This is a genomic window from Pedobacter sp. (assembly GCF_041645105.1).
GTDB lineage: Bacteria > Bacteroidota > Bacteroidia > Sphingobacteriales > Sphingobacteriaceae > Pedobacter.
The window spans coordinates 435,769-457,542 of record NZ_JBAZQQ010000004.1 but is presented as its reverse complement, the minus strand read 5'-3'; the positions used below and the strand labels follow the sequence as shown (position 1 = coordinate 457,542).

At 37.9% G+C, this 21,774-nt stretch carries 21 protein-coding genes; 11 read left to right on the top strand and 10 right to left on the bottom strand.

Annotated elements, in window-relative coordinates; all coding sequences use genetic code 11:
* Positions 1 to 2 precede the first annotated feature (2 nt).
* A complete protein-coding gene (locus WC623_RS15260) occupies positions 3 to 215 on the top strand; it encodes a DUF2683 family protein (RefSeq protein WP_372852556.1) in 213 nt (70 codons plus the stop codon).
* The gene (locus WC623_RS15255; protein WP_372852554.1) at positions 212 to 499 is read left to right on the top strand and encodes a type II toxin-antitoxin system RelE/ParE family toxin; all 288 of its coding nucleotides are present in this window, start codon (positions 212 to 214) and stop codon (positions 497 to 499) included. The genes WC623_RS15260 and WC623_RS15255 overlap by 4 nt, the downstream gene beginning before the upstream one ends.
* A gap of 59 nt (positions 500 to 558) precedes the next feature.
* On the opposite strand, the gene WC623_RS15250 is transcribed toward WC623_RS15255, so the two are convergent.
* Positions 559 to 1,575, bottom strand: coding sequence for a hypothetical protein (locus tag WC623_RS15250; RefSeq protein ID WP_372852552.1), 1,017 nt, complete (start codon positions 1,573 to 1,575; stop codon positions 559 to 561).
* A gap of 137 nt (positions 1,576 to 1,712) precedes the next feature.
* Complete coding sequence (locus WC623_RS15245) at positions 1,713 to 2,273, bottom strand: Crp/Fnr family transcriptional regulator (protein WP_372852550.1); 561 nt, start codon at positions 2,271 to 2,273, stop codon at positions 1,713 to 1,715.
* A gap of 133 nt (positions 2,274 to 2,406) precedes the next feature.
* Here WC623_RS15245 and WC623_RS15240 point away from each other — a divergent pair, with 133 nt between their 5' ends.
* The 4 genes from WC623_RS15240 (at position 2,407) to WC623_RS15225 (ending at position 6,414) form a co-directional block, all read left to right on the top strand.
* On the top strand, positions 2,407 to 2,910 hold the full coding sequence (locus WC623_RS15240; RefSeq protein WP_372852548.1) for a YfbM family protein: 504 nt from the start codon (positions 2,407 to 2,409) through the stop codon (positions 2,908 to 2,910).
* Between the two features lie 98 nt (positions 2,911 to 3,008).
* Positions 3,009 to 5,207, top strand: coding sequence for an ATP-binding protein (locus WC623_RS15235; RefSeq protein ID WP_372852546.1), 2,199 nt, complete (start codon positions 3,009 to 3,011; stop codon positions 5,205 to 5,207).
* On the top strand, positions 5,200 to 5,829 hold the full coding sequence (locus WC623_RS15230) for a response regulator (RefSeq protein ID WP_372852543.1): 630 nt from the start codon (positions 5,200 to 5,202) through the stop codon (positions 5,827 to 5,829). Before WC623_RS15235 ends, WC623_RS15230 begins: the two co-directional genes overlap by 8 nt.
* A 111-nt stretch (positions 5,830 to 5,940) precedes the next feature.
* Positions 5,941 to 6,414 carry a hypothetical protein gene (locus WC623_RS15225; RefSeq protein ID WP_372852540.1) on the top strand — a complete coding sequence of 158 codons (474 nt, stop codon included), beginning with the start codon at positions 5,941 to 5,943 and terminating at the stop codon, positions 6,412 to 6,414.
* 71 nt (positions 6,415 to 6,485) lie between these two features.
* On the opposite strand, the gene WC623_RS15220 is transcribed toward WC623_RS15225, so the two are convergent.
* The 4 genes from WC623_RS15220 to WC623_RS15205 all read right to left on the bottom strand — a co-directional run bounded on the left by WC623_RS15220 (position 6,486) and on the right by WC623_RS15205 (position 13,357).
* A complete protein-coding gene (locus tag WC623_RS15220; protein WP_372852538.1) occupies positions 6,486 to 8,999 on the bottom strand; it encodes a WG repeat-containing protein in 2,514 nt (837 codons plus the stop codon).
* Positions 9,000 to 9,003: 4 nt separating this feature from the next.
* Positions 9,004 to 11,259 (bottom strand): WG repeat-containing protein, encoded by a 2,256-nt coding sequence (locus WC623_RS15215; protein ID WP_372852536.1) that lies wholly within the window; start codon positions 11,257 to 11,259, stop codon positions 9,004 to 9,006.
* Entirely contained in the window at positions 11,256 to 12,575 is a 1,320-nt protein-coding gene (locus WC623_RS15210) for a hypothetical protein (protein ID WP_372852534.1), read from the bottom strand. Before WC623_RS15210 ends, WC623_RS15215 begins: the two co-directional genes overlap by 4 nt.
* Positions 12,576 to 12,697: 122 nt before the next feature.
* Positions 12,698 to 13,357, bottom strand: coding sequence for a heme exporter protein CcmB (locus WC623_RS15205; protein ID WP_349785444.1), 660 nt, complete (start codon positions 13,355 to 13,357; stop codon positions 12,698 to 12,700).
* 262 nt (positions 13,358 to 13,619) lie between these two features.
* Between WC623_RS15205 and dinD the strand changes: the two genes are divergently transcribed.
* Positions 13,620 to 14,477: a DNA damage-inducible protein D gene (gene dinD, locus WC623_RS15200; protein ID WP_372852532.1), complete on the top strand. Its 858-nt coding sequence runs from the start codon at positions 13,620 to 13,622 to the stop codon at positions 14,475 to 14,477.
* A gap of 23 nt (positions 14,478 to 14,500) precedes the next feature.
* The gene (locus WC623_RS15195; RefSeq protein WP_372852806.1) at positions 14,501 to 14,716 is read left to right on the top strand and encodes a Fic family protein; all 216 of its coding nucleotides are present in this window, start codon (positions 14,501 to 14,503) and stop codon (positions 14,714 to 14,716) included.
* A gap of 63 nt (positions 14,717 to 14,779) precedes the next feature.
* On the opposite strand, the gene WC623_RS15190 is transcribed toward WC623_RS15195, so the two are convergent.
* Positions 14,780 to 16,141, bottom strand: coding sequence for a polysaccharide lyase 6 family protein (locus WC623_RS15190; RefSeq protein WP_372852530.1), 1,362 nt, complete (start codon positions 16,139 to 16,141; stop codon positions 14,780 to 14,782).
* Between the two features lie 162 nt (positions 16,142 to 16,303).
* On the opposite strand from WC623_RS15190, the gene WC623_RS15185 reads away from it, so the two are divergent.
* Positions 16,304 to 16,819, top strand: a complete 516-nt coding sequence (locus WC623_RS15185) for a DUF421 domain-containing protein (RefSeq protein ID WP_372852528.1) — start codon at positions 16,304 to 16,306, stop codon at positions 16,817 to 16,819.
* Between the two features lie 20 nt (positions 16,820 to 16,839).
* Here the strand turns inward: WC623_RS15185 and WC623_RS15180 are convergent, their stop codons facing one another.
* From WC623_RS15180 to WC623_RS15170, 3 genes are all read right to left on the bottom strand, one after another.
* Complete coding sequence (locus WC623_RS15180) at positions 16,840 to 17,250, bottom strand: hypothetical protein (RefSeq protein WP_372852526.1); 411 nt, start codon at positions 17,248 to 17,250, stop codon at positions 16,840 to 16,842.
* A 5-nt stretch (positions 17,251 to 17,255) separates the two neighbouring features.
* A complete protein-coding gene (gene gldC, locus WC623_RS15175; protein WP_316817375.1) occupies positions 17,256 to 17,591 on the bottom strand; it encodes a gliding motility protein GldC in 336 nt (111 codons plus the stop codon).
* 298 nt (positions 17,592 to 17,889) lie between these two features.
* Positions 17,890 to 19,212: a DEAD/DEAH box helicase gene (locus tag WC623_RS15170; RefSeq protein ID WP_372852523.1), complete on the bottom strand. Its 1,323-nt coding sequence runs from the start codon at positions 19,210 to 19,212 to the stop codon at positions 17,890 to 17,892.
* A gap of 148 nt (positions 19,213 to 19,360) precedes the next feature.
* On the opposite strand from WC623_RS15170, the gene WC623_RS15165 reads away from it, so the two are divergent.
* A complete protein-coding gene (locus WC623_RS15165; protein ID WP_372852521.1) occupies positions 19,361 to 20,695 on the top strand; it encodes a dihydroorotase in 1,335 nt (444 codons plus the stop codon).
* Positions 20,695 to 21,771, top strand: coding sequence for a DUF3810 domain-containing protein (locus WC623_RS15160; RefSeq protein ID WP_372852519.1), 1,077 nt, complete (start codon positions 20,695 to 20,697; stop codon positions 21,769 to 21,771). Before WC623_RS15165 ends, WC623_RS15160 begins: the two co-directional genes overlap by 1 nt.
* Positions 21,772 to 21,774: the final 3 nt, after the last annotated feature.

Here is a 21,774-nt window from a genome sequence, read left to right as displayed (position 1 = left end):
ATATGGAAAGCATTGTTATACATCCGGAAAGCAATGAACAGCTTAAAACTATTAAAGCTGTACTGAAAGCGTTGAAAGTTCAGTTTGAAGCTCAGCAAACGCCATCTTTGCCTGATCATCTAATGAAAAGTGCCACAAAAAGTATTAAACAATACGAAGCTGGACAGACTATGTCTTTCAATGAATTTGCTGATAAGCATTTTATTAATAAATGAGTTTTGAGATCAGATTTACACCTGAATCAGGTATTACCTATACTGCGGTTGAAACACAACTTCAGGAAAAATGGGGTGAAAAAGTTGTGCTAAAATTTGAAGCCAAGCTAAAAAAAACTATTAAAACCCTTTCAAATAATCCTTATTTATACGCAGTTATTCACGAAGATCTACAATTAAGAAAATGCGTATTACATAGTAATTGTTCAGTTATTTACAGAATTTATAAAAAAGAAGTACTTATTGTTACTTTTTGGGACAATCGACAGGATCCAGCATTTTGATAAATGTCAGGCTATATATGCTAATCCCTCCACAAATACGGAAAAAGCATTTTTTTTCATCAATCAATGCTAATACTGATGTTCTCATTTTGACTTAATGCAGTGCTGAACGCTCCCTTTGAATAAAGCTGATGACCGAAATAAACGCCAGGCAGTAACTCCTTATCCGAAATGAGTTTTTCGATATGCATCACCGTAGAAAAGGCCGTTAAATTCGCTTGTCCCTTTTCATTGATCAAGCTGATTTTTATCGACTTACCTGTTTTGGATTTTATCTGTATATCAAAGGCAGTTTTATCTCCTGTGCCGTTGGCGTAAAAAAGCTTTTTACGTATCGACATGGGTAGTATATCAAATACATGCAACTTTTGCATAAGGTTTAAAAGGAGTCCTGATAGGTTATCCCCGTAGGTTATTGCACTTGAAACTGTGGGTATTTGTTCAACATGATGCAGCACATAATTGTCGGGCGCATCAAAGTGATACAAGGTTAAAACCGATTTAGAGAATGCAAACCGGTGTTTTATCCCCCCTTCAAAATGCCGGACATATTTCGTTTTACCCTGACTGTAAATCGGGAATTTCTGAGCCGCATTTTGTGCCATAAAATCAGCGGCACTCGCACCTGCTTTATCGCGCATCGAATAGTAAATCAGCAATTCTACCGCTTCTATATCCGACCACTTGACAGCATCCTGAATCAATCCCGGTACTACACTTCCCATCCAACTCGATGCCAGGACAATTTTGCTGTTTAATTTTTGAGATAAGGCTACCTTTTGCGCTTCTGCAATAGCCGTACTGGTCTTTGTTATGTCTAAATAATCCAAGCCATGCTCGATACAAAATTGCAATAATTCGTTTTTAGGATCAACGGTACACATTACCACCAAATCAATTGGAACAGTTAGTATGTTTTGAAAGGTATGTGGTTGAGCAACATCGATTAGAATTGTTGCCGAACCCTCTTTTCTACTGCTTATAAAAATCTTCGCTGAAGTTTGTCGCTCTTGCAGGAGTTGTTGCGTCAATTGACCTTGTAGTCCTGTGCCTCCTACCAATAAAATATTTTTCATATAGGGTTTCTCTTTTTGAAATCATATCCCATCACTACCCCTTCTTCGTTATTGGCTCGAGCTCAAACGAGTTTGATAGTGATTTTGTTTTTTTTCAAAGGTAGATCCGACAAGAACTCCAAAAAGTAGCCATTTGTCTATAAAAGCGATTTGCGAATTCGCGTTAATTGTCGGGTAGAGATTCCCAGGTAAGATGCTATATAGGGCTGTGGGATCATATTGAGTTGCTTCGAATAATTCTTTAACAGGTATTCATAGCGGTGCGAACTGTTCTGTTGCTGAAATTCCGTATGATGTAAATCCATAAAAATATACTGATTTTCAACAAGTTTACGTCCCAGTTTTTGCCAGGCCATACTGCTGTCATATAGTTTTTCTAAATCCTCAAAACGCATCACTTCTATTTCAGTGTGTTGCAATGCATGTATAGTTTCACGCGATTTTTGTTGTTGGATAAAACTCGGATAAGCCGCCATAAATTCATTGTCGAATGCAATACAGCTCGTCACTTGTTCGCCCTTATAATTCCAATAATAACTGCGTAGTACCCCGGAAACCACAAACAAAAGTTCTCGACAAACCTTGTTTTCCTCGAGTAATACCGCACCCTTTTCAACCCTGCGTTTTACGATATACGCATCGATTTGATTTAATTCGGATGTGGAGAGTATGTTTAAGGAAGCTAAATATTCTTTCATTGCTGCCGAAATTACCTTTTATCTGCAAATTATAATCCATAAATGTCGGATAAGTAATAATAAAGTTGAAATCATGATAATATTTAAAACTGTTAGCGTTAGAATAACAATTAAGATTATTTAATTTTGTTGTATGGGAATAATAGCGCAATATATACGGATAGACCAAAATACTTTAATGGGTTATCTTGATAACAGCCAGTTACTGCAAGATGACCTTTTTGCTACTCCGAATTCAAAAAAAACGAACCTATTAGACATAGGTAAAAGTTGGGATGGCTTGTTTTATGTCCTCACAGGTGAGCCTTTAAGTAATTACAAACAGGTCAGCCCGCCGCTACAATGGCTAATATTTGGTCCCAATATACTAGACGTGGAACAGGATATGGGATATGGCCCTGCGAAATACCTTACTGCAGCTCAGACTAAAGAATTATTTGAAGCTGTGAACGTCATCTCTGAATCCTCTTTATCAGATAGGTTTGATGCCGACAAAATGAATGAGGAAGGTGTTTATCCTGAGTTTTGGGAAGATCCTGAAGCACTAAATTACCTGATTCAGGAATTCAGAAAATTGAAAGAATTTTTGCAAATAGCGGCAGCAGAAGATCAAGCTTTGATTACCTTTCTTTGCTAATTTTATTTTAAGGACCAGAAGCTATATCAGCATTTTTTTTCTTTTTGAAAAATCAATATAGCATCTTATTATTCAAAAGGCAAACAAGAAAATCTATAGTGAAGAAGTATTTAGTATTAATTTTATTGACGTTCTTCTTCGGGAACCTTAACGCTCAGAATGCTGTTGAAACCGCTGCAAATGAATATCATAAGGTTGTAGAAGGTAGTAACCAGCAACTATTGTTGGCCGGTAAATATGCTCATGCACTTTTTTTTAATGGTCGGCAAAAGGAAGCCATGGAATTGCTGCAAAAAAATATCGATAGAGCTGCTAAAAAGGCTGATGGACAATATGCCGCGCAGTTATGTGGGATCGCCGCCATGAACAGCAAGCTGCTAGAAGATAATACATCTGCTAACAGATATCTTGCGCAGGCTAAAGTATTTGCAAAAAAAACCAAAGAGCTGAGCATTAAAGGGTATGTGTCGTATTGTGAGGGTTGGATGCATGCCAGGAATAACCAGGAGCATCAGGCCATCCGATGCTTCCAGCAAGCTTTAGAATTTTACGACAAAGCATCCCAGACAGATGTTGTTATATCTAGAAAAACTGCAATTTATAAGGAACTTTCCTCGATCTATTCAAACTGGAAAACATATGACTTACAGGAAAAATATGCTACACTGACCCTGGAAGTAGCCAAATTAAGAAATAAACCCATGGATATTTTTGACGCTTACATGTCTATGGGATATAATTATCAGGAGCAGTACATCAGCCAGCCCAAAAATGAAAATCTTCGTAATCAGTCCGAAAGCTATTATCTCCAGGCCATTAAATTCTATGAAAAGAACAGCCACTTAATGGCTGTGCCTTCTGACTTATCTTTTGCAGCAATTAACCTGGCAAACCTGTATCTGCAGTATTATCCACAATCCTACAAAACAAAATCACTACAGTACGCTCAACTGGGACTAGAAGTTGGGCAAAAAACAGAACAATATGCGCAGGTAGCTTCAGCCTATGGAATAATGGCAGAATACAGCATGAAAGAAGGTGATACACAAACCGCAAAAAAATACCTTCTGGCTTCATTAGCAGCTCTTATGAAGGATGCTGTAATAGAAAATACGATTGCCCTGAGCTTATATCAAAAGCTAGCAGAGGTATATGAGGCAGAAGGACAATACAATGAAGCCTATCACTACTACAAACAATATGTAAAGCTCTATGAAGAGGTTTTCAATGCAAATAAAATGGAACAGGGGCGCAGATTAGAAGCGCAGTTTGAAAAAGAGAGGCAACAACAACAGCTGATGCGACTGCGATTTGAGGCTGAAAAGAGAAAGCAACAAATCTCGTTGATGCATGCGCATAGTAAGGTGCAGCTGCAGGATTTGGAAAACTTGAAATTGAATAAAGAAATTCAGCGTCAGCAGATAGAAGTGATCCAGCTAGAGGCAGATAACAGAGGTAAAGAACTTAAACTTTCACGTGTTGAGATACAACAGCGTGCAGCACAACTTAAAACTTCTCAAAAAGAACTTGCCTATAAATCAAAAATAAATTCAGTCTATTTTTTCCTTATCCTGACATTTCTAATAGCCGCAATGTTGGTATATTATGCTTATCGCCAGCATCTCAAGACATTAAAACAGAAAGAAAGTCTACAGGTTTTGGTCTCCATGTTAGAGGGGCAGGAAACTGAACGCTCACGTATAGCGAGAGATCTTCATGATGGTTTAGGTGGTATTTTGTCCGGCACAAAAATCACTTTATCTGGTCTTACGCTATTGCATGAGAATGATTCCAGCAGAAATATGCTAAATAAATCTTTAGATCAGCTCGATGTTGCGGTGGTTGAATTACGCCGAATTGCGCATAATCTTATGCCTGAATTACTGGATAAATATGGCTTGAAAGAGGCTCTTAAGGAATATGTTGAACGAATGAGTAACGATGAGCTTGAGATTTCCAGTCATTTTGTAAATTTTGAGGCCGAGCTTTCAAAAGATAAACAAATAGTAGTCTACCGGATTATCCAGGAGCTGGTGAATAATGCAGTGAAACATGCTCAGGCTTCACAAATTATGGTGCAGCTTTCACAACATAATGATCATATACTGATCACTGTAGAAGATAATGGAAAGGGATTTGATCCGCATCTTGCAGATGAAAAAAAATCAGCCGGAATACACAATGTACAATCCCGCCTTGAATTTTTAAGCGGGCAGATGCATATTTATTCCGGTGCCGGAAAAGGTACAAGCATTGAAATAGAGTTCCCGATAAATAATAATACGCATTATGGTTAATATTGTAATTACTGATGATCACCCGATGATGCTGGAAGGGTTAAAAAATATTCTGGCAGCGGAACCCGATTTTAAAATTTTAGATTGCTTTACAGATGGTAAGTCAACACTTGAAAATATTAAACGTATTCAGCCTGATATATTATTGCTCGACATCAATCTTCCTGATACCAATAGCATAGAACTGGTCCCTTTATTTAAGAAACGGTGTCCAAATATGAAGATTGTTGCCATCAGTGTTCATAATGAATACGCTGTAATTAATAGTATGATTACCGAAGGTGCGGACGGATATATCCAAAAGAACGCTTCGGGACCTGAGATTATAGCTGGTATTCGGAGCGTGTTTCAGGGAGAACTCTTTTTATGTGCGAAGACCAAGCTCAAAATGAGTAAGAAAGACGATAATGGCCTGCAAAATGTACCTAAGCTCACGCGAAGAGAGAAGGAAATATTAATGGAAGCAATTAAGGGCTCAACTACCCTGCAAATAGCCGAAACTTTATTTATCAGTCACCATACAGTTGAAAGTCACAGGAAGAATCTCATAGAAAAATTTGGGGTGAAAAGCACTGCCTCTGTGATCAAACTTGCATTGGAATATGGCATTCTTCGTGACTAATGGCCCAAAAACCACTATATTCAGGGATTTACTGAAATCTTTTCATCCTTTAAATTTGTGTAACCTTCAGAAGAGGGTTTAACAAATTATCAACCTAAAAATTAAAATGAAATGAAAAAAGTGATTTCAGGAAGTGCTGCTTTGATTATGGTCTGCACACTTTTAAGCTGTGGTGGAAAAAAAGATCCTGTGGCCTACAACAATGAACTGATGACGGTTATCAACAGTGAAGAGGCACATATTAACGAAATGAACAGCGCAATGCAGTCTAAAAAATATGATGAAGCAGAAAAAGTGGCCCTTAAATGGGACGAAGCTGTGAAAGAAGATATTAAAAAGATTGAAAAAATCGGGGATTTCAACGGTGATGACCAATTGCAGCAAGCTATTCTTAATGGATTGAAAGGCTATGGTAAAATCGTTACAGACGATTATCCAAAATTGATTGCCATTAGAAAGAGTAGCACCCAAGACCCGGTAGCAGAACAAAAATTGCTGGATAATATTAATAAGGCATTTGAAGATATGGCAAATGGTGTCAATGTTGCTTCGGATAAATTTGAGAAAGATTACGCCAAAAAATAGTTATAAATAAGAATAAACAAAATAGCCGGTGATGGAGATCACCGGCTATTTTGTTTATTAACTCTTACGCTTTAATAGCTTAAGCGATCTCCTTCAATCGGCAGTGTAGTTCCCTTCTCTGTAAGAAACTTCCATTTATCTCCTTCCTTTACTGGCATTGGAAAAAACTGTACAGGTGAAGCGTAACCGTAGAAATCATAAACTCTCATTCCAACGTCATCAAAGGACAAGGGCACAACCCATTTACCTTCGGCATCTGTTATCCCATATTTACGTCCTTTTTTTACCAGTAAATATTGATCATTCTTTACAGGGCTGATCCGGTCATATATAGGTTCAAGTAATTCTTTTCCTGCACTATTGACAAGTCCATATTTCAGTTCCTGATTTTTAGGATTATATTTCGTTAACAGGATTTTTCCTACTACAAAGAAGTTGTCATAAAAAGAATCCAGATAACTATCGTTTAGAGGAATAACAAAATTGCCCTTTTTATTAATGAAGCCAATTTTAGAATAAGTATGGTAGTTATCTGCAGCATCATTTGCCACAAGGGCAACTCCTAAACTATCGAAACTGCTGGCCTTATCGAATGTGGCTGGTACGATCAACGTTCCACTTTCATTGATATAGCCCAGCTTGTTATTTTGACCAATTACTGCCATTCCGTTTTTAAACAGGTTCACTATTGCAGGCTGATCTGTAGCGTATGAAGTAGGCTCATCGCGAAATGAAAAACGATATTTCACAGGAAGCTCTTTGGAGGTATGGAAGTTGTAAAGTTTTGCCTTGCCATCTTCATTAGACACAGCCAACACTTGATTTGATCCTATATAAGCTGCGAAGTTATAGGGTAGATTTTTGATTGTTTTTTTTACAGCATTATATAAACCATACTTATTACTCTTCCAGTCGCTTAATAAATAGGTTGTACTATCAATCGAGGCAATTTCAGAATAGTACTGTTCAGTAAGTAGCTTTCCATCCTTAACCAAACGTAGTTCAATGCGAGGAGACTCATATTCACCTGACCGGCAAACTAAGGTCTGTTGATCCAGACCAATGAAATCAAAATAGTCGCGGTACATGGGAGGGATTAATTCCTGCTGTGTATCAAGGTCATAAATGCCTATCTTTCCATCTCTCTGCACCTGGACACGTTTATTTCCGAGTGGTGTTAAGAAGGTGTAGCCATTGTATTTACCGGGAACCAGCATGTTCCCTTCTAAATCAAATACGGTCTTTATTCCCTGTCGCTCTCCAATAATCAAATCATATATTTTACTCCCGGCTTTATGATCTACACCGATATCATAAAACTGCGGTTCATAATACTTACCAGTATTTGCAAAGTATAAACCCAAAAAAGCTTTCTTAACTATTCTGAAAATCGGAAGTGGTTCTATCCCCCCCTCACTACTGCCGTCAATATAAGTAATTTGTCCATCTTCCACACTGATCAGCTCTTTGAGTTTAGCATCTGCCAAAATGGTCATTGTCCCTTTTTTCAGTATAAAATAATTATTGCTAACCTTTACCTGTTCATACTGAATTGGAACAACAACTGCTCCGTTTAAATCAATCACCCCCTGAAATTCTCCTTTGGTAACAATCAGGTAATTGCCTGGGAAATTTTGATAGGCACCAGCACCTTCTATGTCAATACGGTCATATATGAAAGGAACGACAAGCTTCCCTTGCTGGTTATAAGCGCCAAACTTTCCCTTCTCCGTATAGATCAGCAAGCCCTTTGCGATAGTGCTGTGTTCCTGCACCGCAAACTCCTGCCCACTTTTTATGTTGACAATTACAGGTGTATTTTTTTTAGAAAAAGCCTGCACCCAGTTATCACTACGCATTTGAATATGTTCATGATCATATTCAAATGGTACAAGTACTTGTCCGTCGAAACCCACAATGCCCCATTTGCCGTCTTTTTTTGCATAGACATAATCTGATTTTCTTGAACAGCCTCCGCAATAGTCAAAAGCCTCATAGGAAGCATTGATAACCATTTCTTTTTTCTTTGAATCATAAACGCCCCACTTAGTACCTTGTTTTACATCAAAGTAGCGGCCATCCAGGTAATTGATTTCATCAAAAAAAGGAAGCTTAACCCAACCTGGCAGGTACATACTTTTCTTCCCATCTAATGAGAGCTTCCAATAGGACGGGTTCTTCAAATCTATCTGATCATACTGAGCCGGAAGGATTTCTTTTCCATCGGGCGACATTGCCCCTTTTTTACCATCTTTTACAAACAGAATGACTGTCTGTGGCATTTCACCTTTCTCCTTCAACTCTTTTTGAAAATCCAGGATATCGTATTTATCTCCCAGTTTAGCTTCTTCATTATTGACCATATAGTCAAAAGCTTTCTGTCCATTGACGTCAATGTAAAACTCCTTTCCATCTTTATTAATCCGGGCGAAACCCTGCCGAAAAGGACTGATTTCGGTACCCTTCATCAGAGGATCCTGACGCCCTGGTTTATATTCAGCGTTTCCTACCATAGGTGGAGAAATAATCTGCCCGGTTGACTTATTGACAAAAAAAACGGTAAGTATCAGTATATATGGTTTCATTTTCTTATTCAATTTTCGATTTCCCTAATATGATTGGTTTGTTTGTTCCTTCATTAATAAATGAGAACTCATTGCCTTCTTTAGCCAGAATTGGCCATGTACGATTTTTACCATTATAATTTCTTCTTAGATGATCAAACCTAGGCTCTAAAACTATTTTCCCATTTCTATCTACAAGGCCAGATTTGTCTTTTAATGTGATCTCTATCAGCTCAGGTGAAAAGCTATTGATCATATCATATATAGGCTCAAGTATCATTTTGCCCTGAAGGTTCAGAACTCCATACTTTTCTTTCTTTTTTACCAGCATCAGATCCGGATGGTCATTGATCGCATCCAGACGGTCAAATTGAGGTTCAACAACTACATTTCCTTTAGTATCAATCGCCCCATAAAGCATTTTATCTCCTCTTTTGCTAACTACCCAGGCCAGGTTGTCATAAAATTCGCCAACATAGGCAAAGTCATTAAAGTGAAACTGTTTTCCCTGTTCATCAATAAATAAATTATCTCCCTTAATCTTGATCTTGAAAAGTCCACTTTGAAAAGGTTTGGCATCCTCCTTTCCAGTTTCCGGTATTTTATAATTGTTGTAGTAGCCGCTCCTGTTCCATTCTGGACGTTCAAACACTTTTTCACCTTTCATGTTATAAATGACATATTGTGAGCCTTGTTCTGCCTGCAGGAGGTTATCGGTGAGCATCTTTACAAGATAAATATCTTTAGTGAACGGTATCACTACTTCTCCATTGCTGTTATATACTGCCGATTCTTGGGTATAGCCCGTTCCCTCCTCTTTTCTCCTAATCTCAAAAATTTGGGCATTTAACCAGGTGATTTCTACATTGCCTACTGGAATAATAAACTGTTTCTTTAGACTGTTGTAGATGCCCAGTCGTTTATCATCATAAACCGGGAAAATATAAGGACTTTCGTTAAGATCGCCATAGGTGTATCTTCGATTGATATAGATATCGGACTGTACACGGTATTTCGGAGGTAATATTTCTTTACCCAGTTTATCGTAAATTCCATAGAGATTCCCATTTACAGCATAAAAATAAGTTTCCCCTTGCTGATTTACGATGGCGATTTCCGTAAAATTTGCCGGCAAAATAGGTTTTGCCTTTTGCCAATCGAAAATTCCTACTTTACCCCTGTCTTTTACCCTTAGATAATAGGGCATCGCATCCACTTTAGCTTCAGCTGCTAGCCTTTCAAGGTATTCTTTGGAAGCATTTACAACAGAAGGCATGAGTGATATGCGCACACCATCAAACATTGTTTGTCCCGCTGAGTTTTTGAACTCGATCTCGTCATACTGGGGCGACAATAACAATTCACCCCTTTCATCAATTAGTCCTACCCTACCCGCCTTTTCGACAATAGCATGACCTCTTACAAAATCATTGATCTTATCATACAATGGAGGGGTGACTTCTTTTCCGGTAGCATCAATGAGCCCTTGCAGACCACGTTCTTCAATCTTAAGAAAATCACTTCCTCTAACAGGAATTAGTGATTTGTGGACTGCAGGAACTACTACAGTCCCCAGAGAGTCTATCAGACCATAGGCATTATTTTGAAAAAAAGCAGTGTACTTTCTGGTTTTAAGGAAGATGTTGCTCAGGCCTTCGTAGGTTGGAGGAATAACTACTTTACCACTTTTATGTGCTATTCCTTGTTTTCCATTGAGATGAATTTGAAGCATATCTTTAAATAGATAATTTCTGCCCAATTCATCATATAAAGGAGGCTGTATAATTTCACCATCCGTTGCACTTAGCCATCCCCATTTATTGTTTTCTTTAAAACCAATGATATCTTTGTTTATGATCTCCAATTCCTGGAAACGTGGTTCGCAAATTACTTTTCCCTGCTGGTCGATAAGTCCATACTTTCCCTTTTTTTTCGTTTGTGCAAACTGATAATTGTAATGGATTCCCGCATACCATTGCCCGTCATAATGGGTAAGTAAAGTCACCTCATCGTATTCAAAGTCGCTTAATAATTTTCCATTTGTGTGGACCACTGCATACGCTCCGTCTTTCACTACCGAAAGCAAGTCGCCTGAATGATCTTTAACATCATCGACTAACACTCCGGTAACTGGATGACAGAAATAAATTTCACTGGCTTTTCTCACTTTTACAAAAGGAGAACTATTATCAAAACCGATAGCATCAAAGATAACAGGGGTCTGGGCGGTTGCTGAACCGATTGTGAAAAGTATGAGGAATAGTAAAAGTTTGTTGATCATCGTTTTTGGTTTTGGTTTATTGCAATTTTTTTCAAAGGGAATTTCAGCTCCTGCGTGTTCGATACTAATGGTTTTTGATGAGATTCACTGTCTATAAAAACAGCGGACATTTTATATTTTCCAGCGGATAAACCGTCTGGAAAGAATGGTACATAAGGGTACTCATCCACCTCGTCGTTCTCACTTTTATCATGAAAAATAACGAACTGTTTTTTTTCAACATCCCATTGGACCATATTGTCATCAATTACAGCTCCAGGTTTAAACCACTTTCCATCCGCTTTATTGATATGCGTATCTTTAGGATTTTGTGGCGGTAGGTTTAAATCTCCTGTATTGTAAAGAGGGTATAGGAGTTTGTTGCCGTTCTCATTTTCCAAAAAAATGTAAATTTTTCCGTAAGAGGATTCGAATACTTTGTTGGAATAATTGTTCAGTGCGATACAGAAATAAAAGCTACCATTTCCATGCTGAGGATCTATCATGACAAGGTTTAGGCCATTTTTGTCCTCCACATACTGAAGTTTGCTAATATCCATCTTTAATTCTGAGACATTGACCCATCGTTCCAGGGTTTCTTTAGCATATTTATATTTTATTTTTAGCCACTCCTTTCCTTCAAAAGCGGTGATTTCGAGTAGAGCACCTTTTTCGACATAGATATTAGATCCAGCGTTATATCCTGGTTCATCGTATAATCGAAGCCTTGCTACCTGTACTTCAAGTAGAGGTATCTTTTCATTTTCAAAAGTTTCTAGTTTTACGCTTTTTACGCTCCCGTCTAAGTTATACATACGGATTTGATAGAGGTTAAGCGCAAGTTGATAGTCATTCAATACCCGTGACTCTCCACTGCGATACAGTTCTGATTGCTTATTAAATCCGAATTTAAGCCATTCCTGCGCATTGATATAGCTGATGATCATGCCAGGCTCTTGCTCGGTGATGATGAGGTTACTGAATTCATGGCCCGGATAGCTGAGTTCCTTATAAGATGAAGATTTAGGCTCAAATAAAAATATAAGGGCATGATTTGGCTGATGTTCTTCCGAGTTGAGAACCAGATCCATATGACCGTCATTATTGACGTCGTAAGTTTCAATAAAAGAAAGCGCCCGTTTCCATTTTTTAAGGAACACCGTTTTATTATTATTCAGCTTTGCAACAATGCCTTTTTCCGTTTCATCGACAGTAACTTTAAAAGTCTCGTTTACTTCCAAAGTAGGAAATCGCGATTGCGCATGTGTGCTCAGATTAGCGACAAATGAACATAATAAAAGACCGAGCAATTTTTTGTATGCTGTAGAAAATGTCATTTGCCAAAACTACGCATATCCTGTTTACAAAAACATCCCTGAATCCAGCGAAATTTTTAAGTTCTTTTGCTCTGGCTCCACCTTTTTGTCGGATATATTAGCTTAACTAACTCCACATACACTTAATCCCGCCACAAATACGGAAATAGCAATAGAGACACTGCCATAACCAGCACGTTGATGACCAGCAATATCCCAACCTCATCCCAGCTTACACTTCTGTCTAGTCCATCAATTGCATTTTTTGTGAGCTTGATCAATACAACCAATACTGGAATTATAATAGGGAAGCCAAGGATAGCCATCAGCATACCACCATTTCCTGCCTTGGATGCAATTGCAGAAATCATAGTAAATATGGTTGAAAAACTAAGACTCCCTAAAATTGTCGCGATAAAGTACATCAGTAAATCCTGAGGCACACGACCGAATACCATCATGTGAAAACTCAGTGCAATAACTGTAAGCAAGGTCATCAACAGTACGTTATAAATCGTTTTACTAATGATTAATGCTATAGGACTTGCAATGGTATATATGTAAAGTTGTCTGCCTTTGCTTTCCTGTAAAAAGCTTTTAGAAACTGCGTTTATTGATGCGAAAAGCATAATGATCCAAAACAACGCATTCCAGGTAATGATGTCAATACTTACAAAAGATAAGAAACATACAAACACTGTAGAAACCACATACAACAACACACCGTTTAGGGCATATTTTGAGCGCCACTCCAGCAGCAATTCCTTTTTAACTAAGTGTTTTACCTGGCTACTTAAATTCATGTAGCGACAAAGATACTATTTCGCTTTATATCCAACCAATTCAGGGGTTAAAATCCTGGCAATAACAACAATTTTTAGCCATGCTAAATAGGTCATAATTGATATTGGTTACTTGTTCCTTTTATAAAAATGGAAAGGATACCAAATATTAGTTCAAATTCCTAAAAAATTACACAAAATCTTAAATTATTACAAATACAGAAAAAATAAACACTAATAGTTATTTTATAATTACGTTTGATTAACAAACAATAAGCAAAATATGAAAAACCATCAATCCTCTTCCCTACCTATTTTTGAACAGATTAAAGAAATAGATGAAAATGGAAATGAGTTTTGGGGAGCAAGAAAACTCTCTAAAGCACTGGAATATACTGATTTCAGAAATTTCCTTGTCGTAATAGAAAAGGCTAAAGTTGCCTGTAAAAATAGCGAGCAGCAGATAGAAAACCATTTCGTTGACTTCAACGAAATGGTTACAATTGGTTCAAGTGCTAATCGAACAATATCCAATATTAAACTTTCCCGATACGCATGCTATTTAATTGTCCAGAATGCCGACCCATCAAAAGAAGTAGTGGCTCTTGGTCAAACTTATTTCGCTGTGCAAACCAGATTGCAAGAAATAAGGCAAATGGAAGAATATAGTCAATTAAGTACTGAGGATGAAAAACGAATTTTCCTACGTAAGGAACTTAAACGACATAATCTAAACCTTGCAGACGCAGCGAAGGATGCTGGCGTAATTAGTTCAAGAGACTATGCCATCTTTCAAAACCATGGATATAAAGGTTTATATGGTGGTTTCGATGCTAAGGCAATCCACACCAATAAAGGTTTAAAGAAAAGTGAAAATATTTTAGATCATATGGGCAGCACAGAGTTGGCGGCAAATCTGTTTCGCGCTACCCAGACTGAAGACAAATTGAAACGGGATCAGGTCAGAGAAAAATCAAAGGCGAATAAAACACATTTTGATGTTGGGACTAGGGTACGTCAAACGATCAAGGACATTGGTGGTACTATGCCCGAAAACTTACCTGTGGAAGAAAGTATAAAGAAACTTAATCCCAGCACAGATACAATTTACCCTCAGCAACACCCGAAACCGACTAAGTGACCGACTAAGTAACCGAACAAGTCATTAGTCTATTGATCTGCTTTGGGCAAGAAGCAGAATCTAGCAAAGAACTAATGATTAAATTAGGTATAAAGCATCGTCAAACATTCCTTTATACCTATTTACAGGTTGCTTTAACATTGGGATTAATCGAAATGACCCTCCCTGACAAACCAAATAGCAGATTTCAAAAATACAAGCTGACTCCTTTAGGAGCTAGATATCGGAAAGATAATTAACTAGTACCAAACACATCAGCGAATAAGTCACCGAACAAGTCACCGACCAAGTGACCGACCAAGTCACTTTGCTTTATATCCAACTAATTCTGGCGTCAAAATCCTGGCAATAACGGGATCCTTTGCAATCTGATCTGCACCTACCTGCAAGGGTTGTTTACGAGCCTGGCCATCCATATCAACTGTGATCAATGGATATACCCCAGTAGCATTTAAACCAGCGCTGGCAGCAGAAAGATGAAAAGTTCCGGTCGCATTTCTAACCATTTTAGGATCGAAAGTTTTATAACTTCCCTCAGGCATATTACCCGCTCCTTTTGTTTGGTAAATAATGTTCCCCTCCCATTTAGGATTAAGAAAAGGGCCATTGATCAAAGCGGCTTCTTCTCCACCTTGAATCACATTGTTGATAATGGTAATATGAGTAGCCCCTAATTCTACTGGTTTCCTCGGATTAAGAACAATGTTCTTTTTATTGTTAACCAATGTATTAAAAGCAATCAACACCCTATCTGGACGATCATGGGAAGTCAAGGGTGCTCCATCTGCAACTTCTGCACCACCATTTCCGATATTAATTGCAGGGTTACAGTTTTCGAAATAGTTGCTGTATATAAGATGATCGTCTCCAAAAATTCTTAAACCCGGTGTGTTACTGAAATAGTTACCATACACCTTATTGAAATTACCATGTCTTAAGGTAATATGTGCCTTGCAATCGCGCACAGTATTGTACCTAACAGTTACCGCAGAAGATTTAACAGACAACAATTCCGCTTCTCCATCACATTTTTCAAACAAATTATGTTCAAAAATGCTATTGCTGGAAGAAAGACTAAAGCCGCTTAAACCAAACTGCACTGCCTCTGCCCCATTCCCGGTCTGCGGAGAAAAGTTATAGAAGTAATTGTGATGAATCCATAAACGCTCAGCAATCTGTTTTCCTGTTCCCCGAACTCCAATAAATTTACCCATTGAATTTTTGTTCTGAAAAGTATTGTAATCCACCTGATGATCAGCTCCGTTTATAGTTAGGTAATTGCCTTCACCCGGACACTCGAAAATGTTCCTGGTCCACTGACAAAAAGCTGTTCCCCCAGCCAGATCATTCTTACCCGCCGAGTTGCTAAACTTAAAACCTCTTACGATGATATAGGCTCCCGGACTTTTAATACCGATACCGCCAGTTCCTGAGATTTCTGTCTCCCCTATCGTTTGAGCCGCAATGGTAATCGGCTTTTCTTTAGTACCTGCACGTTTAACGATAATATCTTCAGTACTGACATAAACACCGCTTTTAAGCAAAATCACATCACCGGCAACAGCCTTATCTATTGCTTTTTGTAACTCGGCTAAAGAAGCTACAGTAATTGTTGCAGCAAAGGTGGTTAATGGCCCTGTTAGTAATAAAATCAGTAAAGACATACATCTAAACATTTTCTTTCTTTTTCGGGTTTTATTGAAATTCATAATTGGAATAAGGTTACAAAAGCTGATGTAAGTTAACTCTTCTATACTTATTTAAAGTAAACTAAATACCCCTTTTTATATACAATAACAGCAGAAATATGTGTTATATTTATGATCATGAACGAATACCTGGACATTATCTTACGGAGTCTGGCTGTTTATGCTTTTATGCTGATAGCCATTCGCTTAACCGGGAAAAAAGAGCTTTCTCAGTTAAACACGACTGATGTCGTTTTAATTTTATTGATTAGTAATTCTGTGCAGAATGCGATGGTAGGTAACAACACCAGTTTAGCAGGTGGCCTGGTTGCAGCTGCTGTATTATTTCTGCTTAATTACCTGTTAAAGAAGCTGATGTTTAAAAATGCAAGATTCAGAAACCTTATTTCTGAGAAGCCGGAAATCCTTATCCACAATGGAAATCTTGATTTCACGATGTTGAGCAAGCTCGGCATCACTAATGAAGAACTTCAAGAGGCCATCAGAGAGCATGGGATAGAAAAGTATAAAGATGTAAAATTAGCTATTATGGAAGCTGATGGAAATATCAGCATCATTAGTGGGAACGAAAATCTGAAACAGAGTCAGTATAAGCGTAAGCGCAAACATAAATCATTAAGCGACCTGAACTGATCGCTTAATGATTATAAATATTATATAACTGGTTCCTGTACAACAACAACCGGTTTAGGTTTTCTAACCGTAATGAGTAAAAAGGCTCCGGCAGCAATTACATACCATCCCCATTTGTATTTTACCAAGCCGGCAGCAAAGTTTACCGCCTTTTTAAAGTGAAGGAAACCGAACGAATCATGTGCTTTAAAATATACTCCGGCAAGCGTAACTGCTACAAGTACAAGCGCTGCCCATCCGGCAAATTTTATCATGCCTGCTTTTCCGGTAAATGCTCCGATTAACCCGACAACAACCATTACATAAAAAGTAATGGCCAGTGTTTGGTCAAGATCAAAATAATTCCAGTTTCCCATAATTGGTACACGAACCAGTGGACACATTCCTCCAATAGCCATCAATGCCGCACCAACAATCCCTTGCGTTCTCATGCTGATTATCCTTGTGTATTGATCCCCATTTTATCTGCGAAATGCGCACAGTAATCACGCAAATCTTCTACAATCAGGTTTTCACCTGTAGCTTTTAAAAAGCTGTCTCCCATGGTCTGTAAAGTTTCGTAGAAGAACCTTTTCATTTCATCAACAGGCATATCTTTAGTCCACAGATCTATACGCATTGAGTTTTTGTAATTGTGATCCCAAAGGGCCAACATCATTGATTTAACAGGCACTTGCTCTTTTGTTTCCGCATCTGTCGATTCCCACATTATATTTTCGGGCACATTATTATCATCCAGTTGAACTGTGATTTTGATTTCTGCTTCTTTCATTATACTACACTAGATTTTATTATAAATATTAAAATGACGATAAAAACGATTAACACACTTTCGATTATCCACAGCTTTTTAAGGCTTGGAACGAATCTTCTGAAAATAAGGTCGGAGATAAAAGCGATTACTGCTGTTAACAAACAAAAGCCTGCTAACAGTCCTGTTATGTTGACATGACTGTTATATCCTGACGGTTTTTTTTCCAATAGTACCAATACAGCAACTACCAGAGATAATGCCGAAACAATATTAAGCGGGGTTAACTTTACTTTCAATTCCGTTTAGCTTTTAAAGACTACTTTTTAAACTTCTTCTTTTTCCAGGCCGGTTGTTTGTTGGTTTTGTTTCTAGCTGCAGCTGCAATTGCGGCCGCATGTTTTTTCTCATGGAATGCTCCTTTAAAATCAGGATCTTCCCTACGTTTCTGATCATCTATTGCACGGGCAATGGCTTGTTTCTCCTCGTATTGAGTTTCTTCAACAAAAACTTCTGGCGGCAAAGGTACAACAGGAATCTGTTGTCTGATGAGTTTCTCTATTTTCTCAATGTAATATTTCTCGGACGGATTACAGAATGTTAAAGCATCACCTTTAGAGTAAGCCCTACCTGTTCTTCCAATCCTGTGTACATAATCTTCTATAATGATTGGTACATCAAAATTAATTACATGACTTACCTCTGTCACATCAATCCCTCTGGAAGCAACATCTGTAGCCACTAAAACCCGTACATTACCTTCTTTAAAGGCATTAATGGAGTTGATTCTTGTATTTTGACCTTTATTGGCATGGATTACCCTTACAGCTTCTTCACCAAAACGGCGCACAATAAAACTGAATATATTATCTGCAACAGTTTTAGTCTTACAGAAAATGATTAGGCGTTTAAACTCCTCATCGTTTTTCAGTAGGTGCTGCAATAAATTGATTTTGGTTTTAAAGTTCGGAACTTCGTACAATGTCTGCGTAACTGTAGCTGCCGGAGTTGCCTGTTCTGCTACTTCAATAACGGTTGGATTTTTAAGGAAATCTCCTGCTATCTTTTGCACAAGGTTACTCATCGTTGCCGAGAAAAGCAGATTTTGCCTTTTACGCGGTACAATTTCCAGAATTCTGTGGATAGAACCAATGAAGCCCATATCCATCATTTTATCGGCTTCATCAAGCACTAAAAATTTTAAATATTGGGTATTGATATGTCCTGCCAGATAAATATCAAGGAACCTTCCAGGTGTAGCAATGATAATATCTACGCCAGCTTTTATTTGTTCAATCTGAGTTTTAGGACCTATACCTCCATATACTACTACTGAACGTAGATCTGTATAGGTAGAGAACATTTTTACATGTTCTGCTATTTGCATGGCCAACTCTCTTGTTGGTGCCAAAATCAATGCACGGGCTGAATCGCCCTGAGTATATTTCAGTTGCATTAAAATTGGTAAAACGTAGGCCGCAGTTTTACCTGTGCCTGTTTGTGCAATTCCAAAAATATCTTGTCCCGACAAAACGGGTGCAATTGCTTTTTCCTGTATCGGGGTTGCAGTAGTAAATCCTGCATCCGCCACGGCGTTTAAGATTTGCCTGTTTAAATTAAATTCTTCGAAGCTTTTCGCCATTGTGCAAAAATAGACAAAATTTATTTAGTCATTAGTGAAAACTACTTTTCCAACTTGATATCACAAACTGTGACATCAAGTTGAAAAAGTATATTACAAATATTACTACCTGTAATATATAATAAGAGTTTTTTGTAGTTTTGGCAATATGAATACCATTCTGATAAAAGCTGCTTCAATAGTGAACGAGGGGCAAATTATAGTTGCCGACCTGCTCATTAAAAATGGATTAATTGAAAAAATAGCACCTCATATTGATGCTCCTGCCGATCAGGAAATCAATGCTGAAGGCTTACATCTTTTTCCTGGGATGATTGATGATCAGGTGCACTTCAGAGAGCCTGGATTAACACATAAAGCAGATATTTTTACAGAAAGCATGGCAGCCGTTGCCGGAGGGATCACCTCTTTCATGGAAATGCCAAACACTGTACCCAATACTTTAACTCAAGAACTACTGGCAGACAAGTATGCAATTGCATCAGAAATGTCATTGGCAAATTACTCCTTTTTCATGGGAGCATCCAATAACAACCTGGATGAGGTATTGAAAACCGATCCTAAAAACGTTTGTGGTATTAAGGTATTCATGGGCTCTTCGACCGGAAATATGCTGGTTGATAATGAAAAAGTATTGGAAAACATCTTTAGAGAGGCCCCAATGCTTGTGGCTACACATTGCGAAGATGAACAGACCATACAACAGAATATGGCTGAGTATAAGGCAAAATATGGCGATAACATCACCATAGACATGCATCCATTAATCCGCAGTGCTGAGGCTTGTTATAAATCTTCTTCATTAGCAGTAGAACTGGCTAAGAAATATGATACAAGATTACATATCCTGCACATTTCAACAGCAAGGGAAGTAGCATTGTTCGACAATAAAACACCGCTTACAGATAAAAAAATAACTGCCGAAGCTTGTGTTCATCACCTTTGGTTTGACGATCGAGATTATGCTACAAAAGGCAACTGGATCAAATGGAACCCGGCAGTAAAAACAGCATCAGATAAAGATGGCATTTTAAAGGGTTTATTGGATGGTTATATCGACATCATTGCTACGGACCATGCGCCACATACGATTGAAGAAAAGGAACAACCTTATCTACAAGCACCTTCTGGTGGCCCATTGGTACAACATGCTTTACCTGCGTTGTTCGAAATGTATCACCAGAACAAAATATCATTAACACAGATCGCAGAAAAGACAGCTCATAACGTGGCTACTTGCTTTAACATCGACAGGAGAGGTTTTATCAGAGAAGGTTATTGGGCAGATCTTGTACTTGTAAACCTGAATGATCCTTTTAAAGTAACACGGACAAATGTATTGTACAAATGTGGCTGGTCGCCCTTTGAAGGACAAACTTTCCAGGCTGAGGTTACCCATACTTTTGTTTCTGGAAACCTGGCTTATCAAAAAGGGCGTTTCACAACGCAAGAAACCGGACAAAGGCTTTCATTTAACCGCTAATGTATATCGTATACCTGCCTAAGCTAAAGCAATTCATCTTGCTTTTTGTCCTTTCGGCATTGGTATATGCTATTGGCTTCAACAGCAATTGGGTAGAGCAATATTACGCACAGGGATTATACAGATTCACTTCTGTTATACAGCGATTTATCAGCAGTATAGTCCCCTTTGCTTTGGGTGATTTCCTGTACTTATTGCTCATCTTATTTGTACTGAGAAGTCTGTATTTATTTTATAAAAAGGTAGTTCAAAAGAGGTTAAAAAGAGCAGATCGTATAAATATACCCTTACAGGTTATTAATTTCTTTTTGATACTGTATTTGGTATTTAAAGTATTGTGGGGACTAAATTATTCGCGCTTACCAATAGCGAAACAGCTAAATATTAGTGATGAAAAGTATACTACTGCACAATTGGTTTCCCTTGGACAATACTTCATTAATCGTCTCAACCAATTTCAGCATGTTAAAAGAGTAAATTATAGCATCCAGGAACTCCGTCAAAAAGCCAAAGTTGCTTACGATGGGATGCAGCAAAAAAATGCTTTCTTTACTTATAAAAATCCTTCTGTTAAACCAGTACTAAATAGTTGGGTAATCACTAAAATAGGAATTGAGGGATATTACAGTCCGCTTTCCGGCGAGGCAAATGTTAATATGCGTTTACCCGGGACATCTTTACCCTTTATAACTTGCCATGAAATAGCTCATCAGTTAGGTGTAGCCAGAGAAGATGAAGCCAACTTAGTTGGCTACCTGGTGGGTAGCAATAGCAGCGATCCTCTTTTCCAATACTCAGCGACATACGAAGTATTTAAAAACATCATTTTTGAAATTAAAATGAAATCGCCGGAGGATTATGAAAAGCTTTACAATACTATAAACCCGGTTACCATAAATGATTTAAAAGTTGACAGAAATTTCTGGAAAATTTACAACAGCAATATGTTCGCTTATATGGATGTGGCTTTTGATCGGTTTTTAAAATTAAACAACCAATCTAAAGGCACTGATAGTTATCAGGATATTGTATTGTGGTTGTATAATATCCATAAGGCAGAGCTCGATATTCCTTAAAGG

What these genes read in the sequence shown, in the direction of transcription:
- WC623_RS15260 (WP_372852556.1), top strand. Translation starts at nt 3, where the DNA reads ATGGAAAGCATTGTTATACATCCGGAAAGCAATGAACAGCTTAAAACT.
- gldC (WP_316817375.1), bottom strand. Translation starts at nt 17,591, where the DNA reads ATGAAAGAAGCAGAAATCAAAATCACAGTTCAACTGGATGATAATAAT.
- WC623_RS15180 (WP_372852526.1), bottom strand. Translation starts at nt 17,250, where the DNA reads ATGAGAACGCAAGGGATTGTTGGTGCGGCATTGATGGCTATTGGAGGA.
- WC623_RS15160 (WP_372852519.1), top strand. Translation starts at nt 20,695, where the DNA reads ATGTATATCGTATACCTGCCTAAGCTAAAGCAATTCATCTTGCTTTTT.
- WC623_RS15230 (WP_372852543.1), top strand. Translation starts at nt 5,200, where the DNA reads ATGGTTAATATTGTAATTACTGATGATCACCCGATGATGCTGGAAGGG.
- WC623_RS15170 (WP_372852523.1), bottom strand. Translation starts at nt 19,212, where the DNA reads ATGGCGAAAAGCTTCGAAGAATTTAATTTAAACAGGCAAATCTTAAAC.
- WC623_RS15165 (WP_372852521.1), top strand. Translation starts at nt 19,361, where the DNA reads ATGAATACCATTCTGATAAAAGCTGCTTCAATAGTGAACGAGGGGCAA.
- dinD (WP_372852532.1), top strand. Translation starts at nt 13,620, where the DNA reads ATGAAAAACCATCAATCCTCTTCCCTACCTATTTTTGAACAGATTAAA.
- WC623_RS15225 (WP_372852540.1), top strand. Translation starts at nt 5,941, where the DNA reads ATGAAAAAAGTGATTTCAGGAAGTGCTGCTTTGATTATGGTCTGCACA.
- WC623_RS15205 (WP_349785444.1), bottom strand. Translation starts at nt 13,357, where the DNA reads ATGAATTTAAGTAGCCAGGTAAAACACTTAGTTAAAAAGGAATTGCTG.
- WC623_RS15215 (WP_372852536.1), bottom strand. Translation starts at nt 11,259, where the DNA reads ATGATCAACAAACTTTTACTATTCCTCATACTTTTCACAATCGGTTCA.
- WC623_RS15220 (WP_372852538.1), bottom strand. Translation starts at nt 8,999, where the DNA reads ATGAAACCATATATACTGATACTTACCGTTTTTTTTGTCAATAAGTCA.
- WC623_RS15190 (WP_372852530.1), bottom strand. Translation starts at nt 16,141, where the DNA reads ATGTCTTTACTGATTTTATTACTAACAGGGCCATTAACCACCTTTGCT.
- WC623_RS15240 (WP_372852548.1), top strand. Translation starts at nt 2,407, where the DNA reads ATGGGAATAATAGCGCAATATATACGGATAGACCAAAATACTTTAATG.
- WC623_RS15250 (WP_372852552.1), bottom strand. Translation starts at nt 1,575, where the DNA reads ATGAAAAATATTTTATTGGTAGGAGGCACAGGACTACAAGGTCAATTG.
- WC623_RS15185 (WP_372852528.1), top strand. Translation starts at nt 16,304, where the DNA reads ATGAACGAATACCTGGACATTATCTTACGGAGTCTGGCTGTTTATGCT.
- WC623_RS15245 (WP_372852550.1), bottom strand. Translation starts at nt 2,273, where the DNA reads ATGAAAGAATATTTAGCTTCCTTAAACATACTCTCCACATCCGAATTA.
- WC623_RS15210 (WP_372852534.1), bottom strand. Translation starts at nt 12,575, where the DNA reads ATGACATTTTCTACAGCATACAAAAAATTGCTCGGTCTTTTATTATGT.
- WC623_RS15255 (WP_372852554.1), top strand. Translation starts at nt 212, where the DNA reads ATGAGTTTTGAGATCAGATTTACACCTGAATCAGGTATTACCTATACT.